Annotated in this window: 14 protein-coding genes and 1 pseudogene; 11 read left to right on the forward strand and 4 right to left on the reverse strand. The window is 74.1% G+C overall.

The features are described from left to right. Nucleotides 1–49 precede the first annotated feature (49 nt). From ACZ4WH_RS28725 to ACZ4WH_RS28735, 3 genes are all read left to right on the forward strand, one after another. A complete protein-coding gene (locus ACZ4WH_RS28725; protein WP_468185845.1) occupies nucleotides 50–1195 on the forward strand; it encodes an ROK family glucokinase in 1146 nt (381 codons plus the stop codon). Further along, nucleotides 1192–1773 carry a sugar kinase gene (locus tag ACZ4WH_RS28730; RefSeq protein ID WP_468185847.1) on the forward strand — a complete coding sequence of 194 codons (582 nt, stop codon included), beginning with the start codon at nucleotides 1192–1194 and terminating at the stop codon, nucleotides 1771–1773. The genes ACZ4WH_RS28725 and ACZ4WH_RS28730 overlap by 4 nt, the downstream gene beginning before the upstream one ends. Before the next feature lie 96 nt (nucleotides 1774–1869). Next, a complete protein-coding gene (locus tag ACZ4WH_RS28735) occupies nucleotides 1870–4725 on the forward strand; it encodes a DEAD/DEAH box helicase (protein WP_468185849.1) in 2856 nt (951 codons plus the stop codon). A 1141-nt stretch (nucleotides 4726–5866) separates the two neighbouring features. Here ACZ4WH_RS28735 and ACZ4WH_RS28740 read toward each other — a convergent pair. Then, the gene (locus ACZ4WH_RS28740) at nucleotides 5867–6028 is read right to left on the reverse strand and encodes a hypothetical protein (RefSeq protein WP_468185851.1); all 162 of its coding nucleotides are present in this window, start codon (nucleotides 6026–6028) and stop codon (nucleotides 5867–5869) included. A gap of 991 nt (nucleotides 6029–7019) precedes the next feature. Between ACZ4WH_RS28740 and ACZ4WH_RS28745 the strand changes: the two are divergent. Then, nucleotides 7020–8300, forward strand: a pseudogene (locus tag ACZ4WH_RS28745) (SWIM zinc finger family protein); the annotation flags it as partial. A 213-nt stretch (nucleotides 8301–8513) separates the two neighbouring features. Here the strand turns inward: ACZ4WH_RS28745 and ACZ4WH_RS28750 are convergent. Then, complete coding sequence (locus tag ACZ4WH_RS28750; RefSeq protein ID WP_468185854.1) at nucleotides 8514–9746, reverse strand: MFS transporter; 1233 nt, start codon at nucleotides 9744–9746, stop codon at nucleotides 8514–8516. A gap of 146 nt (nucleotides 9747–9892) precedes the next feature. Between ACZ4WH_RS28750 and ACZ4WH_RS28755 the strand changes: the two genes are divergently transcribed. Then, nucleotides 9893–10486: a CGNR zinc finger domain-containing protein gene (locus ACZ4WH_RS28755; protein ID WP_468185857.1), complete on the forward strand. Its 594-nt coding sequence runs from the start codon at nucleotides 9893–9895 to the stop codon at nucleotides 10484–10486. 41 nt (nucleotides 10487–10527) lie between these two features. Here the strand turns inward: ACZ4WH_RS28755 and ACZ4WH_RS28760 are convergent, their stop codons facing one another. Continuing rightward, nucleotides 10528–11208: a ScbR family autoregulator-binding transcription factor gene (locus ACZ4WH_RS28760; protein WP_468185860.1), complete on the reverse strand. Its 681-nt coding sequence runs from the start codon at nucleotides 11206–11208 to the stop codon at nucleotides 10528–10530. 143 nt (nucleotides 11209–11351) lie between these two features. Between ACZ4WH_RS28760 and ACZ4WH_RS28765 the strand changes: the two genes are divergently transcribed. The 3 genes from ACZ4WH_RS28765 to ACZ4WH_RS28775 all read left to right on the forward strand — a co-directional run bounded on the left by ACZ4WH_RS28765 (nucleotide 11352) and on the right by ACZ4WH_RS28775 (nucleotide 14364). Further along, on the forward strand, nucleotides 11352–12374 hold the full coding sequence (locus ACZ4WH_RS28765) for a ScbA/BarX family gamma-butyrolactone biosynthesis protein (protein WP_468185862.1): 1023 nt from the start codon (nucleotides 11352–11354) through the stop codon (nucleotides 12372–12374). A 209-nt stretch (nucleotides 12375–12583) separates the two neighbouring features. Next, a complete protein-coding gene (locus ACZ4WH_RS28770) occupies nucleotides 12584–13648 on the forward strand; it encodes an acyl-CoA dehydrogenase family protein (protein WP_468185865.1) in 1065 nt (354 codons plus the stop codon). Next, nucleotides 13645–14364 carry an HAD family hydrolase gene (locus tag ACZ4WH_RS28775; RefSeq protein ID WP_468185868.1) on the forward strand — a complete coding sequence of 240 codons (720 nt, stop codon included), beginning with the start codon at nucleotides 13645–13647 and terminating at the stop codon, nucleotides 14362–14364. The genes ACZ4WH_RS28770 and ACZ4WH_RS28775 overlap by 4 nt, the downstream gene beginning before the upstream one ends. Here ACZ4WH_RS28775 and ACZ4WH_RS28780 read toward each other — a convergent pair. Next, nucleotides 14355–14981, reverse strand: a complete 627-nt coding sequence (locus ACZ4WH_RS28780) for a TetR family transcriptional regulator (protein ID WP_468185870.1) — start codon at nucleotides 14979–14981, stop codon at nucleotides 14355–14357. The genes ACZ4WH_RS28775 and ACZ4WH_RS28780 overlap by 10 nt on opposite strands. A gap of 267 nt (nucleotides 14982–15248) precedes the next feature. Between ACZ4WH_RS28780 and ACZ4WH_RS28785 the strand changes: the two genes are divergently transcribed. From ACZ4WH_RS28785 to ACZ4WH_RS28795, 3 genes are all read left to right on the forward strand, one after another. Next, entirely contained in the window at nucleotides 15249–16223 is a 975-nt protein-coding gene (locus ACZ4WH_RS28785) for an LLM class flavin-dependent oxidoreductase (RefSeq protein WP_468185872.1), read from the forward strand. A 160-nt stretch (nucleotides 16224–16383) separates the two neighbouring features. After that, entirely contained in the window at nucleotides 16384–17571 is a 1188-nt protein-coding gene (locus tag ACZ4WH_RS28790) for an IS701 family transposase (protein WP_468185890.1), read from the forward strand. Nucleotides 17572–17625: 54 nt separating this feature from the next. Then, on the forward strand, nucleotides 17626–18484 hold an 859-nt coding region (locus ACZ4WH_RS28795), incomplete at its 3' end, for a ParB N-terminal domain-containing protein (protein ID WP_468185875.1).

Raw genomic sequence — 18484 nt, forward strand, 5'->3', positions numbered from 1 at the left:
TCCGGCCCCGCGCAGCACCCAGCGTGAGCGTGCGGCACAATCAAGGCCGATGAGCACCTACCGCGACCTCACCGCCCCCATCGGCTCCCGCCGAGCCCCGGTCCTGCGCACCGTAGGCACACGAGAGCGTCGGTCACATCTGACCGCGCCCCGTGTCCCCACCGTCGGCATCGACATCGGCGGCACCAAGGTCATGGCGGGCGTCGTGGACGCCGACGGCAACATCCTGGAGAAGCTCCGCGCGGAGACCCCGGACAAGTCCAAGAGCCCCAAGGTCGTCGAGGACACCATCGTCGAGCTGGTCCTGGACCTGTCCGACCGGCACGACGTGCACGCGGTCGGCATCGGCGCCGCCGGCTGGGTCGACGCCGACCGCAACCGCGTCCTGTTCGCCCCCCACCTGTCCTGGCGCAACGAACCGCTGCGCGACCGCCTCGCCGGCCGGCTCTCCGTACCGGTCCTGGTGGACAACGACGCCAACACGGCCGCCTGGGCGGAGTGGCGCTTCGGCGCCGGCCGGGGCGAGGACCACCTCGTCATGATCACCCTCGGTACCGGCATCGGCGGCGCCATCCTCGAGGACGGCCAGGTCAAGCGCGGCAAGTTCGGCGTCGCCGGCGAGTTCGGCCATATGCAGGTCGTCCCCGGCGGACACCGCTGCCCGTGCGGCAACCGTGGCTGCTGGGAGCAGTACAGCTCCGGCAACGCGCTGGTCAGGGAGGCGCGCGAGCTGGCCGCCGCCGACTCGCCGGTCGCCTACGGGCTCATCGAGCACGTCAAGGGCAACATCGGCGACATCACCGGCCCGATGATCACCGAGCTGGCCCGCGAGGGCGACGCGATGTGCGTGGAGCTGCTCCAGGACATCGGCCAGTGGCTCGGCGTCGGCATCGCCAACCTCGCCGCCGCCCTCGACCCCTCCTGCTTCGTCATCGGCGGTGGCGTCTCGGCCGCCGACGACCTGCTCATCGGCCCGGCCCGGGACGCCTTCAAGCGGCACCTCACCGGCCGCGGCTACCGACCCGAGGCCCGCATCACCCGCGCCCAGCTCGGCCCCGAGGCGGGCATGGTGGGCGCCGCCGACCTGGCCCGGCTGGTCGCCCGCCGGTTCCGCCGGGCCAAGCGGCGCCGGGTGGAGCGGTACGAGCGCTACGAGCGGTACGCCCAGGCCCGCCGTGACCGGGACACCGCATGACGCCGTCGCTGCCCCACCAGGGCGGCCCGCCGGACGAGCCAGAGCGGCCCGCCGAGGACCCGCGCCACAAGGCAAAGCGCCGGGCGCTCACCCTCCTGATCATCGTCCTGCTCATCGGCGTCCCGGCCGGCTACCTGGTGATCTCCGCGAACCAGAGCCGCAACAGCGGCAAGGACAAGGAGGCGAAGTACTCGGCGACGGGCCTCACCCCGGGGTGGCCGTCGAAGGTGCAGCGCCGCCTCTACCAGGTGACCGTCCCGCACCCCGCCGACGACATCGCCTACTACGAGACGAACAACTGGAAGACCAGCCGCCTCTACGTGCAGTTCCGCACCAACCCCGCCGGTCTGGACAGCTTCCTCGAGGCCATGGGCGTGCGCCGGGACCAGCTGAAGAAGGACGACATCGCCGTCGGCGAGCGCGACCGGAAGGTCAGCGGCTGGACCTTCAGCGGCCCCGGCCCGTGGTGGGGCCTGACCCACCAGCAGAAGAACCCGGCGCCGACCCAGGACGTGGTCGTCAATCTGTCCGACCCGGAGTATCCGATGGTGTTCGTGGTCTCCCGCACGGTTCCGTAGCCGGGGCCGTGACCCGGCCCCGGAGCCGATTGTCAGACCCCGCCCGTAGAGTCGAAGACGTCTGATCCGACGCACGGGCGGGAGGTGGCAGGACGTATGAGCGGCACGGCTGCGGTGGCCGAGCGCACGGGGGGTTCCCGGGAGACGGAGACCGGGCACCCGGTCCCGGTGCGCCTCGCGTCCGTCTATCTGCCCGCGCCCCTGCCGCGCCACGGCCGCCTCGCCTTCTGGGACCCCGACGGCGACCCGCTGCCCACCGCGAGCGAGGGCGACCCCGAAGAGCTGACGGTCGTACGACGGCACGGCGCCGGTGTGCGCCGCCGGCAGGTGCCCGCGCTGACCGTGCCCCTCGCCGAGGCCCTGCCGCTGCTGGTCCGCGCCCGGCGCGACCCGGCCGCCCATCCGGCCACCGCCTGCTGGGGCGCCGCCGCGCTGCACGCGCTGCGGCTCGTCGCCCGTGGCCGGCTGCTGCCGGGCCTGACCCCGGCCGGCCACGACGCGTGGCGGGCCGGCCCGCTGGAGCCCGACGACATCGCCCACCTGCGCGCCATCGCCGCGGCCCTGCCACCCGAGGGCCACGCCGTGCCCCTTCCCGGCCCGGGCGCGCTCCGGCTGCCCGAGCCCGAGGCCCTGATCCGCTCCTTCCTGGACGCGGTCGCCGACACCCTGCCGCGCACCCCCGCGGCCCCCTACACCGCCGGCCGGCCCTTCGCCGCCCGCGAGCCCCAGACCCTGCCCGAGGCTCACGCGTGGGCGGCCGAGGTGGCCGCCGGGATGGACGCGGGCGTCCGCATCTCGCTCCGCCTGGACCTGTCCGCGTCCGACGTCTTCGACGCCGACGCGCGCGAGGGAGCCCGCGCCGCCGGAGCGGCCGTCGTACAGGTGCACAGCCTCGCCGACCCCACCCTGGTGGCCGACGCGGCGGCCCTGTGGGCGGGTGAGGCCGACCCGGCGTTCGGGCCCCGCGCGCGCGTCGACGCGGCCCTCGCCGTGCGGCGCGCCGCCCGGGTGTGGCCGCCCCTGGACCGCCTCGCCGAGCAGGACGTCCCCGACGTCCTCGCCCTGTCCGAGGAGGAGCTGGGCGAGCTGCTCGGTGTGGCCGCCTCCCGGCTCGCCGCCGCCGGGGTCGCCGTGCACTGGCCCCGGGACCTCGCCCGCGATCTGACCGCCACCGCCGTGGTCCGTCCGGCGCCCGGCTCGGCGACCGACGGCACCGGCTTCTTCGAGAGCGAGGACCTGCTCCGGTTCCGCTGGCAGCTGGCGCTCGGCGGCGATCCGCTCGGCGAGGCCGAGATGGACGCCCTCGCCGAGGCCCACCGCCCGGTCGTGCGGCTGAGGGACCGCTGGGTGCTCGTCGACCCCGCGCTGGTCCGCAAGGCCCGCAAACGCGAACTGGGCCTGCTCGACCCGGTCGACGCGCTCGCCGTCGCCCTCACCGGCACCGCCGAGGTCGACGGCGAGACCGTCGAGGCCGTCCCCGCCGGCGCGCTGGCCACCCTGCGGGACCGCCTCACCGCGGGCCTGCGCCCCGCCGACCCGCCCCCCGGCCTGCGCGCCACCCTCCGCGACTACCAGCTGCGCGGCCTGGCCTGGCTCGACCTGATGACCTCGCTCGGCCTCGGCGGCTGCCTCGCCGACGACATGGGCCTCGGCAAGACCGTCACCCTCATCGCCCTGCACCTGAAGCGGGCCCGCCCCGAGCCCACCCTCGTCGTCTGCCCGGCCAGCCTCCTCGGCAACTGGCAGCGGGAGATCACCCGGTTCGCGCCCGGCGTCCCCGTCCGCCGGTTCCACGGCCCCGACCGGAGCCTGGACGGCGTGGACGGCGGCTTCGTCCTCACCACGTACGGCACCATGCGCTCCACCGCGGCCCGCCTCGCCGAACAGCCCTGGGGCATGGTCGTCGCCGACGAGGCCCAGCATGTGAAGAACCCCTACTCGGCCACCGCCAAGGCGCTGCGCACGATCCCGTCCCCCGCGCGCGTGGCGCTGACGGGCACCCCCGTGGAGAACAACCTCTCCGAACTGTGGGCCCTGCTCGACTGGACCACCCCCGGGCTCCTCGGCCCGCTGAAGTCCTTCCGCGCCCGGCACGCGCGAGCCGTGGAGAACGGCGAGGACGAGGAAGCGGTGCAGCGCCTGGCCCGGCTGGTCCGCCCCTTCCTCCTGCGGCGCAAGAAGTCCGACCCCGGCATCGTGCCCGAGCTGCCGCCCAAGACGGAGACGGACCACCCGGTGCCGCTCACCCGGGAACAGGCCGCGCTGTACGAGGCGGTGGTGCGCGAGTCGATGCTGGCCATCGAGACGGCGCAGGGGATGGCCCGCCGGGGCCTGGTGCTCAAGCTCCTCGGCGCCCTGAAGCAGATCTGCGACCACCCGGCGCTCTACCTGAAGGAGGACGCGCGGCCCGACCGCCTGGCCGCCCGCTCCGGCAAACTCTCCCTCCTGGACGAGCTGCTGGACACGCTGCTCGCCGAGGACGGCTCGGCGCTCGTCTTCACCCAGTACGTCGGCATGGCCCGCCTCCTCACCGCCCACCTGTCCGCCCGCGCGATCCCCGTCGACCTGCTGCACGGCGGCACACCGGTGCCGGAGCGCGAGCGCATGGTCGACCGCTTCCAGGACGGCGAGACACCGGTGCTGGTGCTGTCCCTGAAGGCGGCCGGCACCGGTCTGAACCTCACCCGCGCGGGCCATGTCATCCACTTCGACCGCTGGTGGAACCCGGCCGTCGAGGAACAGGCCACGGACCGCGCGTACCGCATCGGCCAGACCCAGCCGGTCCAGGTCCACCGCCTGGTCACCGAGGGCACGGTGGAGGACCGCATCGCCGAGATGCTCGCGTCCAAGCGGGCCCTGGCCGACGCCATCCTCGGCTCCGGCGAGGCCGCGCTCACCGAGCTGACGGACCGCGAACTCTCCGACCTCGTCTCCCTGCGGAGGACCCCATGACACCCCCGCCCCGCCCCGGCGACGCGGCCCGCCGAGCCCTCCGCGCGGCCCGCGAACGGGCGGAGACCGAGCGGCTGCGGACGGCGGGGGCGACGCCGGGCACACCGGAGGAAACGGCTTCCGAGCCGACCGAGGAGGCGCGGGACTCTGCCGCTGAGGCGACGGCTCCTACCGACGGGGCGTATGAGGCGGCTGAGCATCGGCCGGGGGATGGGGGGCCGGCGGGGCTCTCCGGCGGTGGCGAGACCGAGCTGGGGGAGGCGGCACGGGCGGGGCTTTCCGGGGGTGACGAGGCCGGGCTGGGTGGTGTGGTGCGTGGGGTGCCGTCTGGGGGTGTCGCCGGGCCGGGTGATGGGGTGCGTGGGGTGCCGTCCGGTGGTGAAGGCGAGTTGGGGGGTGTGCCGGGGGCGGGGGCGGAGCTTTTCGGGGGTGGTGAGGCCGGGCTGGGTGATGGGGTGAGGGCGGTGCGGTCTGGGGGTGTCGCCGGGCCGGGTGATGGGGTGCGTGGGGTGCCGTCCGGTGGTGAAAGCGAGCTGGGGGGTGTGCCGGGGGCGGGGCCTTTCGGGGATGACGAGGCCCGGCCGGATGGTGCGGTGCGAGCCGTGCCGTCTGGGGGTGACGCCGAGCCGGATGGTGCGGTGAGGGCCGTGTCGTCCGGTGGTGAGGGGGAGCCTGGTGACGGGGGGCCGGCGGGGGTTTCCGGCAGTCGTGGGGCGAGGCCCGGCGATGTGGCGCGCGCGGCGCTCCGGGCTGCCGTTGCCACGCGGCGGGGTCAGGGCGTACCGGCGACGGCTGCTGGTTCGGCGCCGGTGGCCGATGCCGCCGGGCCGGTGCCGGATGGGGGCCGCGAGGAGGCCGCACCTCCTGGAGCGGGGGCCGGGGGCCCCGCGTCGAAGGCGGACTCGGCCGAGGCCGGCCGGGTGGGGACGGGGTCGGCCGGTGCCACGGGCGGGCGTCCCGGTGACGTCGCTCGGGAGGCGCTGCGTGCGGCCCGGCGAGAGGCGCTGCGCGCGCAGGCGGCGGAACCTCGGCGTGAGCAGCGGACACCGGCGCGTCCCGGTGCCGCGACGCCGCGCACCTCACCCGCACCGGGGCAGGACACCCCGGCCGCCAGGGCCAAGGCCGCGCAGGACATGCGACGCTACTTGGCGACCGCCTTCCGCATGCCCACGTGGGCGGAAACCGCCGAGGAGCCGGAGGAGCCCGGCCACGCCACGCCCACAGCGACCGAGCCGACCCCGTCGACGCCGGCGTCGGAGCCGTCGCCCTCGGCGTCCGAGCATTCGCCCGAAGCGCCTGGCACCACTTCCAAGAACCTGTTGAACACGCCCTCATCTCCGGACGCCGCCTCCCCATCGGAGCGCCCAGCCCCCGCATCCAGGCCTTCGGCTTCCGCACCCGCGCCTTCGGTGCCCGGGCCTTCACCCGAGGTGCCCCGGACCACCCCCTCGGCTCCGTCGCCGCCCGCGCCCGCCCCCTGGGCCCCAGCCGAGCCGTCCACCCCATCGCCCCGCGCATCGGCGCACTTCGGCCCGGCTGCCCCGTCCGCCCCGTCGGCGCAGGCATCGGTGCACCTCGGCCCGGCTGACCTGTCCGCCCCGTCGGCGCAGGCGTCGGTCCACCCAGAGCCCGCTGAGCCGTCGCCTCCCTGGGGTGAGGCAGCCCGGTCCACCTCGTCGGCGCAGGCATCGGTGCACCTTGGCCCGGCTGACCCGTCTGCCCCGTCGGCGCAGGCATCGGTGCACCTCGGCCCGGCTGAGCCGTCGCCTCCCTGGGGTGAGGCAGCCCGGTCCACCTCGTCGGCGCAGGCATCGGCGCACTTCGACCCGGCTGACCCGTCTGCCCCGTCGGCGCACGCGTCGGTCCACCCAGAGCCCGCTGAGCCGTCGCCTCCCTGGGGTGAGGCAGCCCGGTCCACCTCGTCGGCGCAGGCATCGGTGCACCTTGGCCCGGCTGACCCGTCCACCCCGTCAGCGCACGCATCGGCGTACCCCGGCCCGACCGCGAGGTCCGCGACTCCGTTCGAGCCGTTCGTCTCCTCGACCACGGCGAGCACCCCCTCCGCTTCGTCGGCGTCGCCGTCCGAGCCCGTCTCTTCGGCGGACACCTCGGCCCGCCCCGGTCCAGCCGAGCCGTTGGCCCGCTGGACCCCGGCTGCCCAGGCCGCCTCGGCGCGCCCCGGGCCGTCCGAGCCCTCCGCCTCCTCGCACTCGGCCACCCCCTCCGCGCACCCTGCCCCCGGCACTGCTCCCACCCACCCGACAACGCACCCCGCCCCCACCGCCCCGCACGTACCGCCGACCATGGCCACCCCCCACCGTGACAGCGAACTGCGCCGTACCTTCCCGGCGTTCGCACCGCGCCAGAGCGTCGGTGTGGACGGGGCGTTCGCCCGGACCTGGTGGGGTAACGCCTGGGTCGGGGCGTTGGAGCAGGGCGCGTTGGATGCGAAGCGGCTGGCGCGGGGGCGGGGGTACGCGGACCAGGGGCATGTGGACGCGATCACCGTCACGCCGGGACTGGTGCTGGCGTACGTGCGAGGAAGCCGGCCCCGGCCGTACCGCGTGCAGGTGCGGGTGCGCACGCTGGAGGACGAGGACTGGGAGACGTTCCTGGACGCCGCCGCCGACCGGCCGGGGCACATCGCGGCGCTGCTCGACAAGGAGCTGCCCCAGTCGCTCGCCGACTGCGGTGTGCCCCTGCTGCCCGGCCCCGGCGACCTCGCCCCTCGTTGCAGCTGCCCCGACTCCGGCCACCCCTGCAAGCACGCGGCCGCCCTCTGCTACCAGACGGCCCGTCTGCTCGACGCCGACCCCTTCGTGCTGCTCCTGCTGCGCGGCCGGGGCGAGAAGGAGCTGCTCGACGCGCTGTCCCGGCGCAGTGCCGCCCGCGCCGCCCGCGCCGCGCGGGAACGGCAGCCGCAGACCCTGCCCGGGGTCCGGGCCGCCGATGCCCTCGCCCCGCGCGAACTGCCGCCGCTGCCCCCGCCGTTGCCGGTGCCCCCGCATCCCGAGCAGCCACCGGCGTATCCCTCGGCGCCCGGCGGCCCGGACCCCTTCGCGCTGGACCAGCTGGCGACCGACGCCGCCGCCCGCGCCCACTCCCTGCTCGCCACCGGACGCGACCCGGTCGGCGAGCTGACCCTGTGGCAGGACGCGGTACGGCTCGCCGCGGCCCGCCCCGGTTCCGGGCTGACCGCGGCCACCCGCACGCTGTACGCCACGCTCGCCGACGCCGCACACCGCACCCCGGCCGACCTCGCGCGTGCCGTCGCGGCCTGGCGGCAGGGCGGCTTGGCGGGGCTGGACGCGCTGGAGGAGCCGTGGGACCCGCCGGCCGGCCGCTTCGACCGGGCCCGGCCGCTGCTGCTCGCCGCCGACCTGCCGGCGTTCCGCCCCTGGCGCAACCGCCTCACCCACCCACGCGGCCACGTCCAGCTCCGCCTCGGCCGCGACGGCCTGTGGTACGCCTACGAATCGGACCCCGGCCAGGACGACTGGTGGCCCCGCGGCACCCCGGACCTCGACCCGGTCGGCGCGCTGACCGGCCTCGGCATACCGGACGACGCTGTGTGAGCGACCTCCGTCAGCCGCAAGGGCGGTGGCGCCGCGCCGGCGCGGAGGGGTGAGCGCCTTGGCCAGGTCCATGCATACCGGACGAAGTGCCCGAGCGACGCCCGCCAGTCAGACGCCGCCCGGCGTACCGGCCGTACCCAACCGCACGCCGCCACGCCCAACGCCGCCACCCCGCACCCACCCCCAGCGCCGTCCGTATCCAGTGCCGTCGTCTCAGCGGTCAGCAGCCCCCGCCACCCGCCGTCGGCCATACGTCAGATGCAGCACATGCCGGCCCAGAGCCACCGCGTTGGTCAGGAGGATCGCGGTCATGGCCGTGGCCCAGCCGGCATGGCGGTACAGGGTGACGCCCGCCCATGAGCCCAGGCTTCCACCGAGGAAGACGCACGTCATGTACGCCGTGTTGAGGCGGCTCCTCGCGTCGGGGCGGACGGCGAAGATGCGGGTCTGGTTGGCCACCTGTCCGGACTGGAGGGCGACGTCCAGCACGAGCATCCCGCCGATCAGCGCCGTCAGGCCGAACGCTCCGCCTGCCGACGAGGGCAGCAGGACCAGGGGGGCCGCCAGCGCGCCGAGCAGGCACCACAGGCTCATGCGGTCGGTCCCGTGCCGGTCGATGAGCCGGCCCGCGAACGGGGTCGACAGGACGCTGCCGGCGCCGACCAGGGCGACGAGTCCGACGGCCTCGGTGCCGAGGTGGTAGGCGGGCCCTGTCATGAGCAGGGGCACCAGCGTCCAGGCGGCGCTGAATCCGGCGAACACCAGTGCCTGGTACAGGCAGGAGCGGCGCAGTTCCGGGACCGTGCGCAGCAGTTCGGCGGGTGCTTTGAGCAGGTCGAGGTAGGCGGGCGCGCTCGTGGGCCGGTGGGCGGGGAGGAGACTGGGTACGACGGCGGCGAGGACCAGGATGACGGCGCCGGCCAGGAGATAGGGCGCGCGCCAGCCCAGCCAGCCGCCCAGCCCGCCGCCGAACGCCCGGGCGAGCAGGATGCCGAGGGTGAGGCCGCTGAGCAGGACGCCGGTCGCCGTGCCGCGCCGGTGCTCGGCGACGAGGCCGGCGGCCAACGGGATGATGATCTGCGGTACCACGGTGGTCGTCCCGACCAGGACGCTGGCGACGGTTAGGACGAGCGGAGTCGTCGCGGTACCGGCGAGGAGGAGTCCCGCCCCGGTGAGGGAGAGCAGGACGGCGAGCAGTCGGCGCCAGGGGACGCGGTCGCCGAGCGGGACGAGGAAGAAGATGCCCGCCGCGTAACCGAACTGACCGGCCGTCACGACGAGGGCGGCCGAGCCGGACGATATGTGGAAGTCGTCGGCGATGAGCGGGGTGAGGGCCTGCGGGAAGTAGATGGTGGCGACGCTGACGCCGCAGGTGAGAGCCAACAGGGCCAGGAGCCGGCCGGGTAACTGGGTTGTGGCGGCGGAGGGTGCGGAGGTGACGGACATGGAAGCCCCAACAGGAGACACGGAAGCCCCGACAGGAGACACGGAAGCCTCAACAGGAGACGTGGAAGCCCAACAGGATGCGAGAACCGGTTTAACCGGTTCCTCAAGGTACCAGTCAAACCGGTGCCGTCAGTAGGCTTGCCGGCATGAACAGGCCCGGTTCGATCGTCTTCCGGCAAGGCGCGGGGCGTCTCAGCCTCGACTTCCTGCGCACCCTGCGATACCGCGGCGAGGTCGGTCAGGTGGAGGAACTGCGCACGCCTCACGAGCTGTTGGCGTGGGCCGAGCAGTGCTGCGCCTGCGCTCCGGCGGCGGGATCGCGGCCGGTGCGCCAGGAGGACGTGAGCCGTGCGCGGGAGGCGCGGGAGGTGCTGTACGACCTGCTGGTGGGCAGGCTGGACGGCACGGGCCCGGACCAGGTGCCCGCGGACGTCCGCGCACGGCTCAACGCATGGGCGTCCGCGCCCCCACCGGTGCCCCACCTGGACGCGGCCGGCCGACTGGGGTGGCAGGCCGACGACGTCGTCGCCGCGATGCTGTCACTGGTCGCACGGGACGCGCTGGACCTCGTCACCTCCCCGGCGATGGAGCGCGTACGCCGTTGCGGCGGACCGCGCTGTGGTGCGCTCTTCCTCGACAACTCCCGCCCCGGAAGCCGCCGCTGGTGCTCGATGGGCGCGTGCGGCAACCAGGAGAAGAAGCGGACGAGACGGGAGCGGACGGCATCGGCCTCCGGCTGACTCCGCCGACGGCATCCGCCCCCGGCTGACCCCTCAGCGGTTCACGCGGACGCCTGCTCCAGCAGGAACGGGCTGATGTGCCGGGGGTCCCTGGTGCAGGGAACCACCGCGTGCAGCACTTCCACGGTCCGCTCGACGATGTCCTCCCGGTCGTGCAGGACCCAGGACATGTGCTGAGCGCCGAAGAACGCCGAGACCAGCACGCGTGCCAGCGTCGCGGGCGGGGTCTCGTGTTCCAGTTCCCCGGCGGCCAGCGCGCTGTGGAACCAGGACGTGATCAGCGCGGTGTAGTCCTGGAACGGGATGGGCAGGTCGACGTCGATCAGCCCCCGCTCTATCTGGAGCCGTGCCCCCGCCTTCATCATCGGCTCGTCCCGCAGCGCCGCCGCCGTGCGCAGCAGCAGTTCCGCCACCGAGGCGACCGGAGGAAGCTCCAGTTCGGCGACGGTGTCGGAGATGGCGGGCAGCCGCTTGTAGAACTCGGTGGTCACCGCGAGGGCCAGTGCCTCCTTGTTGGTGAAGTGGAAGTACACCGCTCCCTTGGTCATGCCCGACAGTTCGGCGACATCGAGCATCGTCACGGCCGGGTAGCCCCGTTGCGCGAACGCCCGGGCCGCGGCCAGCAGGATGTTCCCCCGCGAGCGGATGGCACGCTCCTGCTTGAGCTCCTTGCGCTGTGCCGTCGGGCCGTGGCCGACGCTCGTGTCGTGGGGGTCTTTCATCTGGAGTCTCCAATGCCTAGAGGTCCCTCTTCCGCTACGCGCCGGCGAGACGTTTCTTTGCCAGGGAATAAACCTTCCCAAAGGTAGGTTTGACGTGGGGGGTTGGCCGTTCGGCCGTCTCAGACGCAACCGGGGGAGTATGCATGAGCGAGGTGCAGCAGGGTAACGCAGGCGCACGGACTTGCCCTGGCGGGCACGCGGGGCGACTCACCTTCCAACGGACCGTTCCGCGTCACCTGGTTCACCGGGCGTCCGTGGCGGAGGTGTTCCTCACGGACGCGCTGGCGCTCGGTGACGACCGTTTCCTGGTCGGTGCGCAGTGGCCGCGTGATCACGCTCTCTACCATCCTGACGTACTCGGGCGCAGCGATCCCTTGCTCGCCGCCGAGACCATCCGCCAGGCACTCGTCTACCTCGCGCACTGGCATTACGCCATACCGCTGGACCGGCGTTTCGTCGGCCGGCGCATGGAACTTGACATCACGGAGCCCCACGCGCTCCGGGTCACCGGGCAGCCGCTGCCGGTCGTGCTGGAAGCACGCTGGGAGTGGGTGGACAGCCGGCCGCCGCACCGGCACGGCATGCGGCTGGAGGCCGAACTGGCCGTGGGTGACCGGAGGATCGGCCGGGGCAGCCTGGAGGTCGTCGCGCTGGACGAGCGCCGTTACTCCGTGCTGAGAAAGCGAACCGGCGGGAGCGGCACGGTGATTCCCGCGCAGCGGCGCCGGGGACTCACCCTGCCCGCCGCCCAGGTGGGCCGGCTGCGCGGCAAGGACAGCGTGCTGGCCGCGACCGGGCGGGCCGGTGAATGGGAGCTGCACGCCGACCTCGACCACGCCGTCCTCTTCGACCATCCCACGGATCATGTCCCGTTGATGGTCCTGCTGGAAGGGGTGCGTCAGCTCGGCCACGTGGTGACCAGCGGTCCCGGCGCGAGCGGCACCCGGCCCGCCCTCGCCCACCAGCTCACCTCGCTGAGCGTGGACTGCCTTGCCTTCGCGGAGCTGGACTCGCCGGTGCGGCTCACGGTCACCGACGACCACACCGCTCCGTGCGGCTGCCGGCACCTGGCCATCGACGCCGCCCAGGACGACCGCGGCGTCGCCGCGATCACGGGGCGCTGGCACCACGCCGAGACGTGCGTCCCGACCGACAGTCATCGATAGACCCCTTCCGGCCGCCCCCGTCAGAAAACAGCCCTATGCATACCGATCAGCAGACCTCCGACAACCCGCCGATACCGCGATCGACGCCTGCTTTCGGAAGTGCCGCAGGCGCGCCGGCCGGCCTAGGGACACAGCAACCCCTGGCGGACACCCACCGCTTGGGTGTCGTACCGACAAGTGAACTGAGCCGAGGGCGGCTTGAGCGCGCCGTGCACGTGGCCGCGCGCCTCGCCCCGGAGGCGCACGCCCGGCGCAGCCTCCATGAGGAGACCCTGCGCGCTCTGGACGAGGCCGGGTTCGCCCGGCACTTCGTTCCCCGCCGGTGGGGCGGCGGCAGCGGCACGTTCCGCGAACTGCTGCACGCCACCGCCGCGCTGGCCGAGAGCTGCGCCTCCACCGCATGGTGCGGCATGCTGTGGGCGGCGCACGGCCGGTTCGCGGCGCGCCTCCCGCTGCCGGCGCATCGGGAGATGTGGGGCGCGGGCCCGGACACCCGGATCGCCGCGGGCCTGCGGCCGGTGTCCGGCCGGGCCCGGAAGGTGGCACGGGGGTGGCTGGTCGAGGGCCGCTGGCCGGTGGTCAGCGGTGTGGAGCACGCCGCGTGGCTCCTCCTGGTCGCGCCGGAGGACTACGGAGGCCCGGCCCGCGTCTTCGCCGCGCCGCGCGACACCGTCACGGTGAGCGACACCTGGGACGCGGCCGGGCTGCGCGCCACCGGAAGCCACCACGTCACGCTCACCGAGACGTTCGTCCCCGAGCATCGGAGCCTGCCGCTGTCCGCCCTGCTGGAGGCGCGCGACGACCGTGACGGGGCCCGGTGTCACACGGCCCCGGCCCAGCTGGCCGGTCAGCTTCTGATGTGCGCCCCGGCCCTGGGCGCCGCCAGAGCGGCGCTGCGCGCGTGGACGCGCCAGGTCCGGCCCGGGCTGGAGGCGCGGCAGCACGCGCCCCGCCGCATCGGTCTGGCCCGGGTGAGCGCGGACATCGACGCGGTGGAACTGCTGCTGGACGCGGCCGCCCGCCGTGCCGACTCGGCGCCCGTCACTCCGGGGACGGTGGCCCGTAACCAGCGAGACGCGGCCGTCTCCGCGCAGCGCCTGGCCGACGCGGTGACGTCCCTCGCCCAGGGCGAGACATCGGCGCCGGACGCCCTCGACGGCGAGTTCCGGCGCAGGTGGGACGACGTACGGACGGTCGCCACGCACGGCGCGCTGAGCCTCGACGCGGCGGCCGCCGCCTACGCCGCCGCCCTGCCGGCCGGTGAGCGTCCGTGACGGGCACCCGCTCCGCGGCGTCCCCGGGCGCGGACGCTCACCGGCCGGCGAGCATCGTCTTCAGCGACGTCGACGAGACGCTGATCGCGTGCAAGAGCCTGTTCGACTTCATGGACCACTACTTCCTCGGCGGGCCCAGGGCCCACCGCGCGGAGGACACACGCCGCGCCGTCGGACGGCTGCTGGCCGGCGGAGGCGGTCGCGTGGAGGGCAACCGGCTCTACTACCGGGTGTGGAGCGGTGAGACGGTGACCGACGTCGCGGCGGCGGCGAAGCGATGGGCGGCCGACCGGCAGCGCGACCACCGGCTCTTTGTGGAGGCCACCCGCGCCGCCCTGCTGCGGCACCGCGCCCAGGGATCCCTGCTGGTGCTGGTGTCCGGCTCGTTCCCCGCGTTGCTGGCACCGATCGCGTCAGAGGTGGGCGCCGACCACCTGCTGTGCAGCCGCCCCGAGATCCGCCACGGCCGCTACACCGGGGAACTGGTCGGTGAGCCGGTCATCGGCGCGGGCAAGCGGCGGGCCGTGGAGGAGGTCTTACGCCGCTATCCGTACGTCTCGCCCGCCGCCTGTTACGCGTACGGCGACCACATCAGCGACCTGCCGATGCTCGCGGCCGTGGGCCACCCCGTGGTGGTGGGGGACGACCCGGAGCTGTGCCGGGCGCTGCCGGGCGCGCACCGCCTGCCCGCCCGGCCGGGCCCCGGTCACCGCTGACCGCACAGGGCGGGCAGGGAGGGCGGAGCGGCCTCGGCGCCCTCCCCGCCGCGCACGACGTGCCCCCACAGGGCGCACACGGCGTCACCGAACCGGTCCATGCCGCACTCGGGCGTGGTGTAGTAGACGCCGTACATGAGGACCAGCAGCAGCTGTCCTAGCCATTCGGGGTCCTGCAACCCCGCCGGCTGCCCTTGCTGCTGGGCCTCGGCCGCCAGCCCCAGCACGCAGCCGCTGAAGTCCCGGGCGAAGCGAGGGAGTCGGCCGTGCGTGCGGGCGTCCTCGCTGGCCAGGTGGAAGCCGGCGCGGAAGCGGAGATCCGCCTGGAGCCGCCCGGCGAGTCCGTCGGTGATGAGACGCAGTCGCTCCGCCGGTGACAGGTCGGTCCGTCCGGCCTGCGCCAGCAGCTCGCGCCAGGCGCGTTCGAACGGTGTGGTCAGCGCGTTCGCCAGCAGGCGCTTCGACGCGAAGTGCGCGTACAGCGCCCCCTTGGTCAGGTTGGCTTCCTCGGCCACGCGCTGCAAGTTGGCCCCCACATAGCCGTGGCGGACGAACTCCGCGGCCGCCGCGTCCAGCAGCAGCTCATGGGTCCTTCGTGCTCTGTCCTGCTTGACCACAGCGCCCCTTCGGCATCGAAACGAAGAACAAACCATCATTACGGAATTTTTTCTCAGTCGAGCAGGGCCGACAAGCGGAAGGGCGCGAGCTGTCCGAAACCGTCACCGCCGCCCATCCCGGCTGCATATGCCCGGCTCGGACCTCGCGAAGTCGTACCGCCATCTCGCCAGGTTCCCCGCTCCCCGCGTCTCCCGCGCTCGCGGGTCAGGTATACAGCGGCAGGGCCGGTGCGCACCGAGGTGCCGGCACAGCGACAAGGAGGCCCGATGCCCGCCGAAGCGAAGGCGCTGTCCGTCTTCTATCCCGCGCCGCCCCGGGAGCTGCACGGCATGGAGGCCTTCGCGTCCTTCGTCCGGCGCCTGGGTGCGAGACGGCTGTGGCTGGGACAGTCCTTCCATCTCGAATCCCAGATGGCACTGGCCGCACTCGCCGCCCGCCGGCCGGGTCTCCCGCTCGGCACCGCCGTCTCCCTCGCGCCGCTGCGCCACCCCTACCAGGCCGCCGTCGAGGCCCGCACGGTGAGCGTGCTGTCGAAGGCGCCGTACGTCGCCGGGTACGGGCCGGGCTCGCTCGACCTCCAGGAACGCCTGCTGCCGGAGCCGTACGACAGCCCCCTGACGGCCATGGCCGATTACGCGACGGTCATGCGGCGGCTACTGCGCGGAGACGCCGTCGAGTACCGGGGCGCGGCGCACACCACCCGCTACGCCCTGCCCGAACTGCCGGGTCCGGGCGTCGAGGTGGGGCTCGGCGTGCTCCGCCCCGGGATGGCGAGAACCGCGGGCGCCAGCGCCGACGTGGCCATCACCTGGCTCGCGCCGCTGCCCTACCTCGCCGACCGGATCATGCCCGCGCTGCGCGCAGGCGCCCGCGCGGCGGACCGGCCCGTGCCGCGCGTGGCGAGCGTCGTGCACCTCGCGGTACGACGGCCGGGCCGCGACCTGGACCAGGTGGCGTTCGCCGCCGTAGGAGCCCACCTGGGGTCCGCTCACTACACCGACATGCTCCGCCGGGCGGGGCTCGACGTCGACCCGGCCCGTCCCCGGGAGGCGGCCGGCCGGCTCGTCGCCGACGGCGTCTGCCTGACCGGTGATCCGCAGGACATCGCGGCGCGGCTGTACGAGTACCGGGCCGCGGGCGTCGACGAGGTGATCCTCAACGTCACGGGAGTCTTCCTCGCCGAGGGCGCGCGTGCCGCTCTGGAGGACCTGCACGCCGTCACAACCGCTTTCCAGTCCTGATCCGGCGACAAATTCCCTGCTCACGACGTGAATTCGCAAAGTCGTTCCTACATCCGGGAAAACTACCTGTGGGAAGGTATTTTTGGCTGCGGCCGGTCGGCCGACGGTCGGCACCCGCTGCGGTGGGGTGGGTAACAAGGGGGAAAACCGGATGTTAGCGATGTACGAGGGGCACCCGACAATCCCGGAGAGCGCCGCCGTCGCAGCCTTCGTCAACAAGATCTTCGCCTCGCTCCCGCGCGTCGACCAGCGCAGGTGGGCGCAGGCCTATCTCCAGGGTCTGCTGACCGTGCCGGGCAGGAAGACCCTGCGCGGCCTCGCCCAGGCCGTCACTCCGCGAACGGCGTCCGCGCACGGTCTCCAGCAGTTCATCAACGGCAGTCCCTGGGACTGGGCCCCGGTCCGCCAGGCACTGGTGCGGGCCATCACCGAACACAGCCGGCCACAGGCGTGGAGCATCGCCACCATCACCATCCGCAAGCGCGGCCACCACTCGGTGGGCGTCCACCGGCGCTTCGACCCCCGGGCCGGACGCGTCGTCAACTGCCAGCTGGCCATAGGGCTGTTCGCGGCCACACCGGCCGGCAGCCTGCCCGTGGACTGGCGGCTGCTCCTGGACGACACCTGGAGCACCGACACCGTACGACGCGGGCGGGCCCGCGTACCGGACACGGAGACCGCGCGGACCCTGGCCGAGCACATGCGGGAACTGGTGACCGCGGCCACCGCCCTGCCGGGCCGCGGCGCGGCGCCCTGGGTGCTGGACCTGACCGAGACCCCGGACGCCGCCCTGGTCGTCGACGCGCTGACGGAACACGGGCAGGACTTCCTGTGCGAGGTCGGCCCCGACCAGCGGATGCACCTGGCCGCCCTGGGCCGGCGCCCCGTGTCGGCCGCGACCGCCATGACACACCGCCGAGGACAGCCGGCCCTCGCGTCGGCGGTCCCCCCGGGCGACCGCCGTTCGGGGCGCTTCCTGCTGCACACCGGACCCGCCTACCTCGCCGGAGGACCGCGCCGCGCCCCGCTGTCCCACCGGCTCGTCATGCAGCCCGCCTCGCCCTTCCACCGGGACGGGCGGTACTGGCTGACCAACATGGCCACCCGGATACACGAGGTGCCGACGCTGGCGGAGACCGTCACGGCCACGGACTGCGCCATCGCCGACCTGATCGACGACTTCGGCGTCCAGGACTTCGAAGGACGCTCCTATCCGGGCTGGCACCACCACATGACGATGGCCGCGGCCGCCTACCTCTTCAGCCGTCTCCACCACCCCGCGCCACGGACCTGCCGGCACGGTCACCACCCGACCCCGAGGGGGGCGCTGCTCGAACTCACGTCCTAGACGACGTCACGCCGATGCCGTATCCGAGCCGAAAGGCAGGGGGAAGGAACGACAATGGCCCACCGGAAGTCGTCGAACGCCGGCGGACCTCCACCCGACCACGCACCACGGACCGACGCGGCGACGACGGAGGAGCACGCCGTCCTCGCGGCGGTCTCCCCGACCGTTCACACGGTCGACATCGGTGACCTGCGCCCCGCGGACTCGCCCCGCAGCGTCCAGGCGGACGACGACCACGTCCGCACCCTCGCCGAGAGCGACACGCCACTGCCACCCGTGATCGTGCACGCCACCACCCTGCGCGTCATCGACGGGACGCACCGCGTGCGCGCCGCCGAGCTACGCGGACAGACGACGATCCCCGCCCGGTTCTACGAAGGACCGGACGACGGCGCCTTCGTCCTGGCCGTGGCCTCGAACGTACGGCACGGGCTGCCGCTGTCCAGGGCCGAGCGACTGACCGCCGCCGAACGTGTCCTCGACTCGCACCCGCACTGGTCCGACCGTGCCGTCGCCCACGTCACGGGCCTGTCGGCGACCACGATCGGCAAGCTCCGCCACAGGTGTGCAACCGGCCAGGACGAGCAGTTGCACGCCCGGATCGGCCGGGACGGGCGGGTCCGTCCGGTCGACGGGGCGGACGGCCGTGAGCGCGCGGCGGCCTTCCTCCACCGGAACCCCGACGCGTCGCTGAGGCAGGTGGCGCAGGCCGCGGGAATCTCCCCGGGCACCGCGCGTGACGTACGCCGGCGATTACAGCGCAGCGAGGATCCGCTGCCGCCCCGGTTACGCCGGCGGGGGGGGGGGGGGGGGGGGGGGGGGGGGCAGCCCCCCCCCCCCCCCCCCCGGGGGAAGCGAGTCCGTCGGGATCTCCGAAGAGGGGCTCGGTCGTGGGGTTGTTATTGTCCCCAAT

This window comes from Streptomyces sp. NPDC029138 (assembly GCF_055564375.1).

Bases quoted from the DNA above. Each gene is read 5' to 3' on its own strand.
- ACZ4WH_RS28725 (WP_468185845.1), top strand. From the start codon at position 50: ATGAGCACCTACCGCGACCTCACCGCCCCCATCGGCTCCCGCCGAGCC.
- ACZ4WH_RS28730 (WP_468185847.1), top strand. From the start codon at position 1,192: ATGACGCCGTCGCTGCCCCACCAGGGCGGCCCGCCGGACGAGCCAGAG.
- ACZ4WH_RS28750 (WP_468185854.1), bottom strand. From the start codon at position 9,746: ATGTCCGTCACCTCCGCACCCTCCGCCGCCACAACCCAGTTACCCGGC.
- ACZ4WH_RS28785 (WP_468185872.1), top strand. From the start codon at position 15,249: ATGCCCGCCGAAGCGAAGGCGCTGTCCGTCTTCTATCCCGCGCCGCCC.
- ACZ4WH_RS28760 (WP_468185860.1), bottom strand. From the start codon at position 11,208: ATGAAAGACCCCCACGACACGAGCGTCGGCCACGGCCCGACGGCACAG.
- ACZ4WH_RS28735 (WP_468185849.1), top strand. From the start codon at position 1,870: ATGAGCGGCACGGCTGCGGTGGCCGAGCGCACGGGGGGTTCCCGGGAG.
- ACZ4WH_RS28755 (WP_468185857.1), top strand. From the start codon at position 9,893: ATGAACAGGCCCGGTTCGATCGTCTTCCGGCAAGGCGCGGGGCGTCTC.
- ACZ4WH_RS28790 (WP_468185890.1), top strand. From the start codon at position 16,384: ATGTACGAGGGGCACCCGACAATCCCGGAGAGCGCCGCCGTCGCAGCC.
- ACZ4WH_RS28765 (WP_468185862.1), top strand. From the start codon at position 11,352: ATGAGCGAGGTGCAGCAGGGTAACGCAGGCGCACGGACTTGCCCTGGC.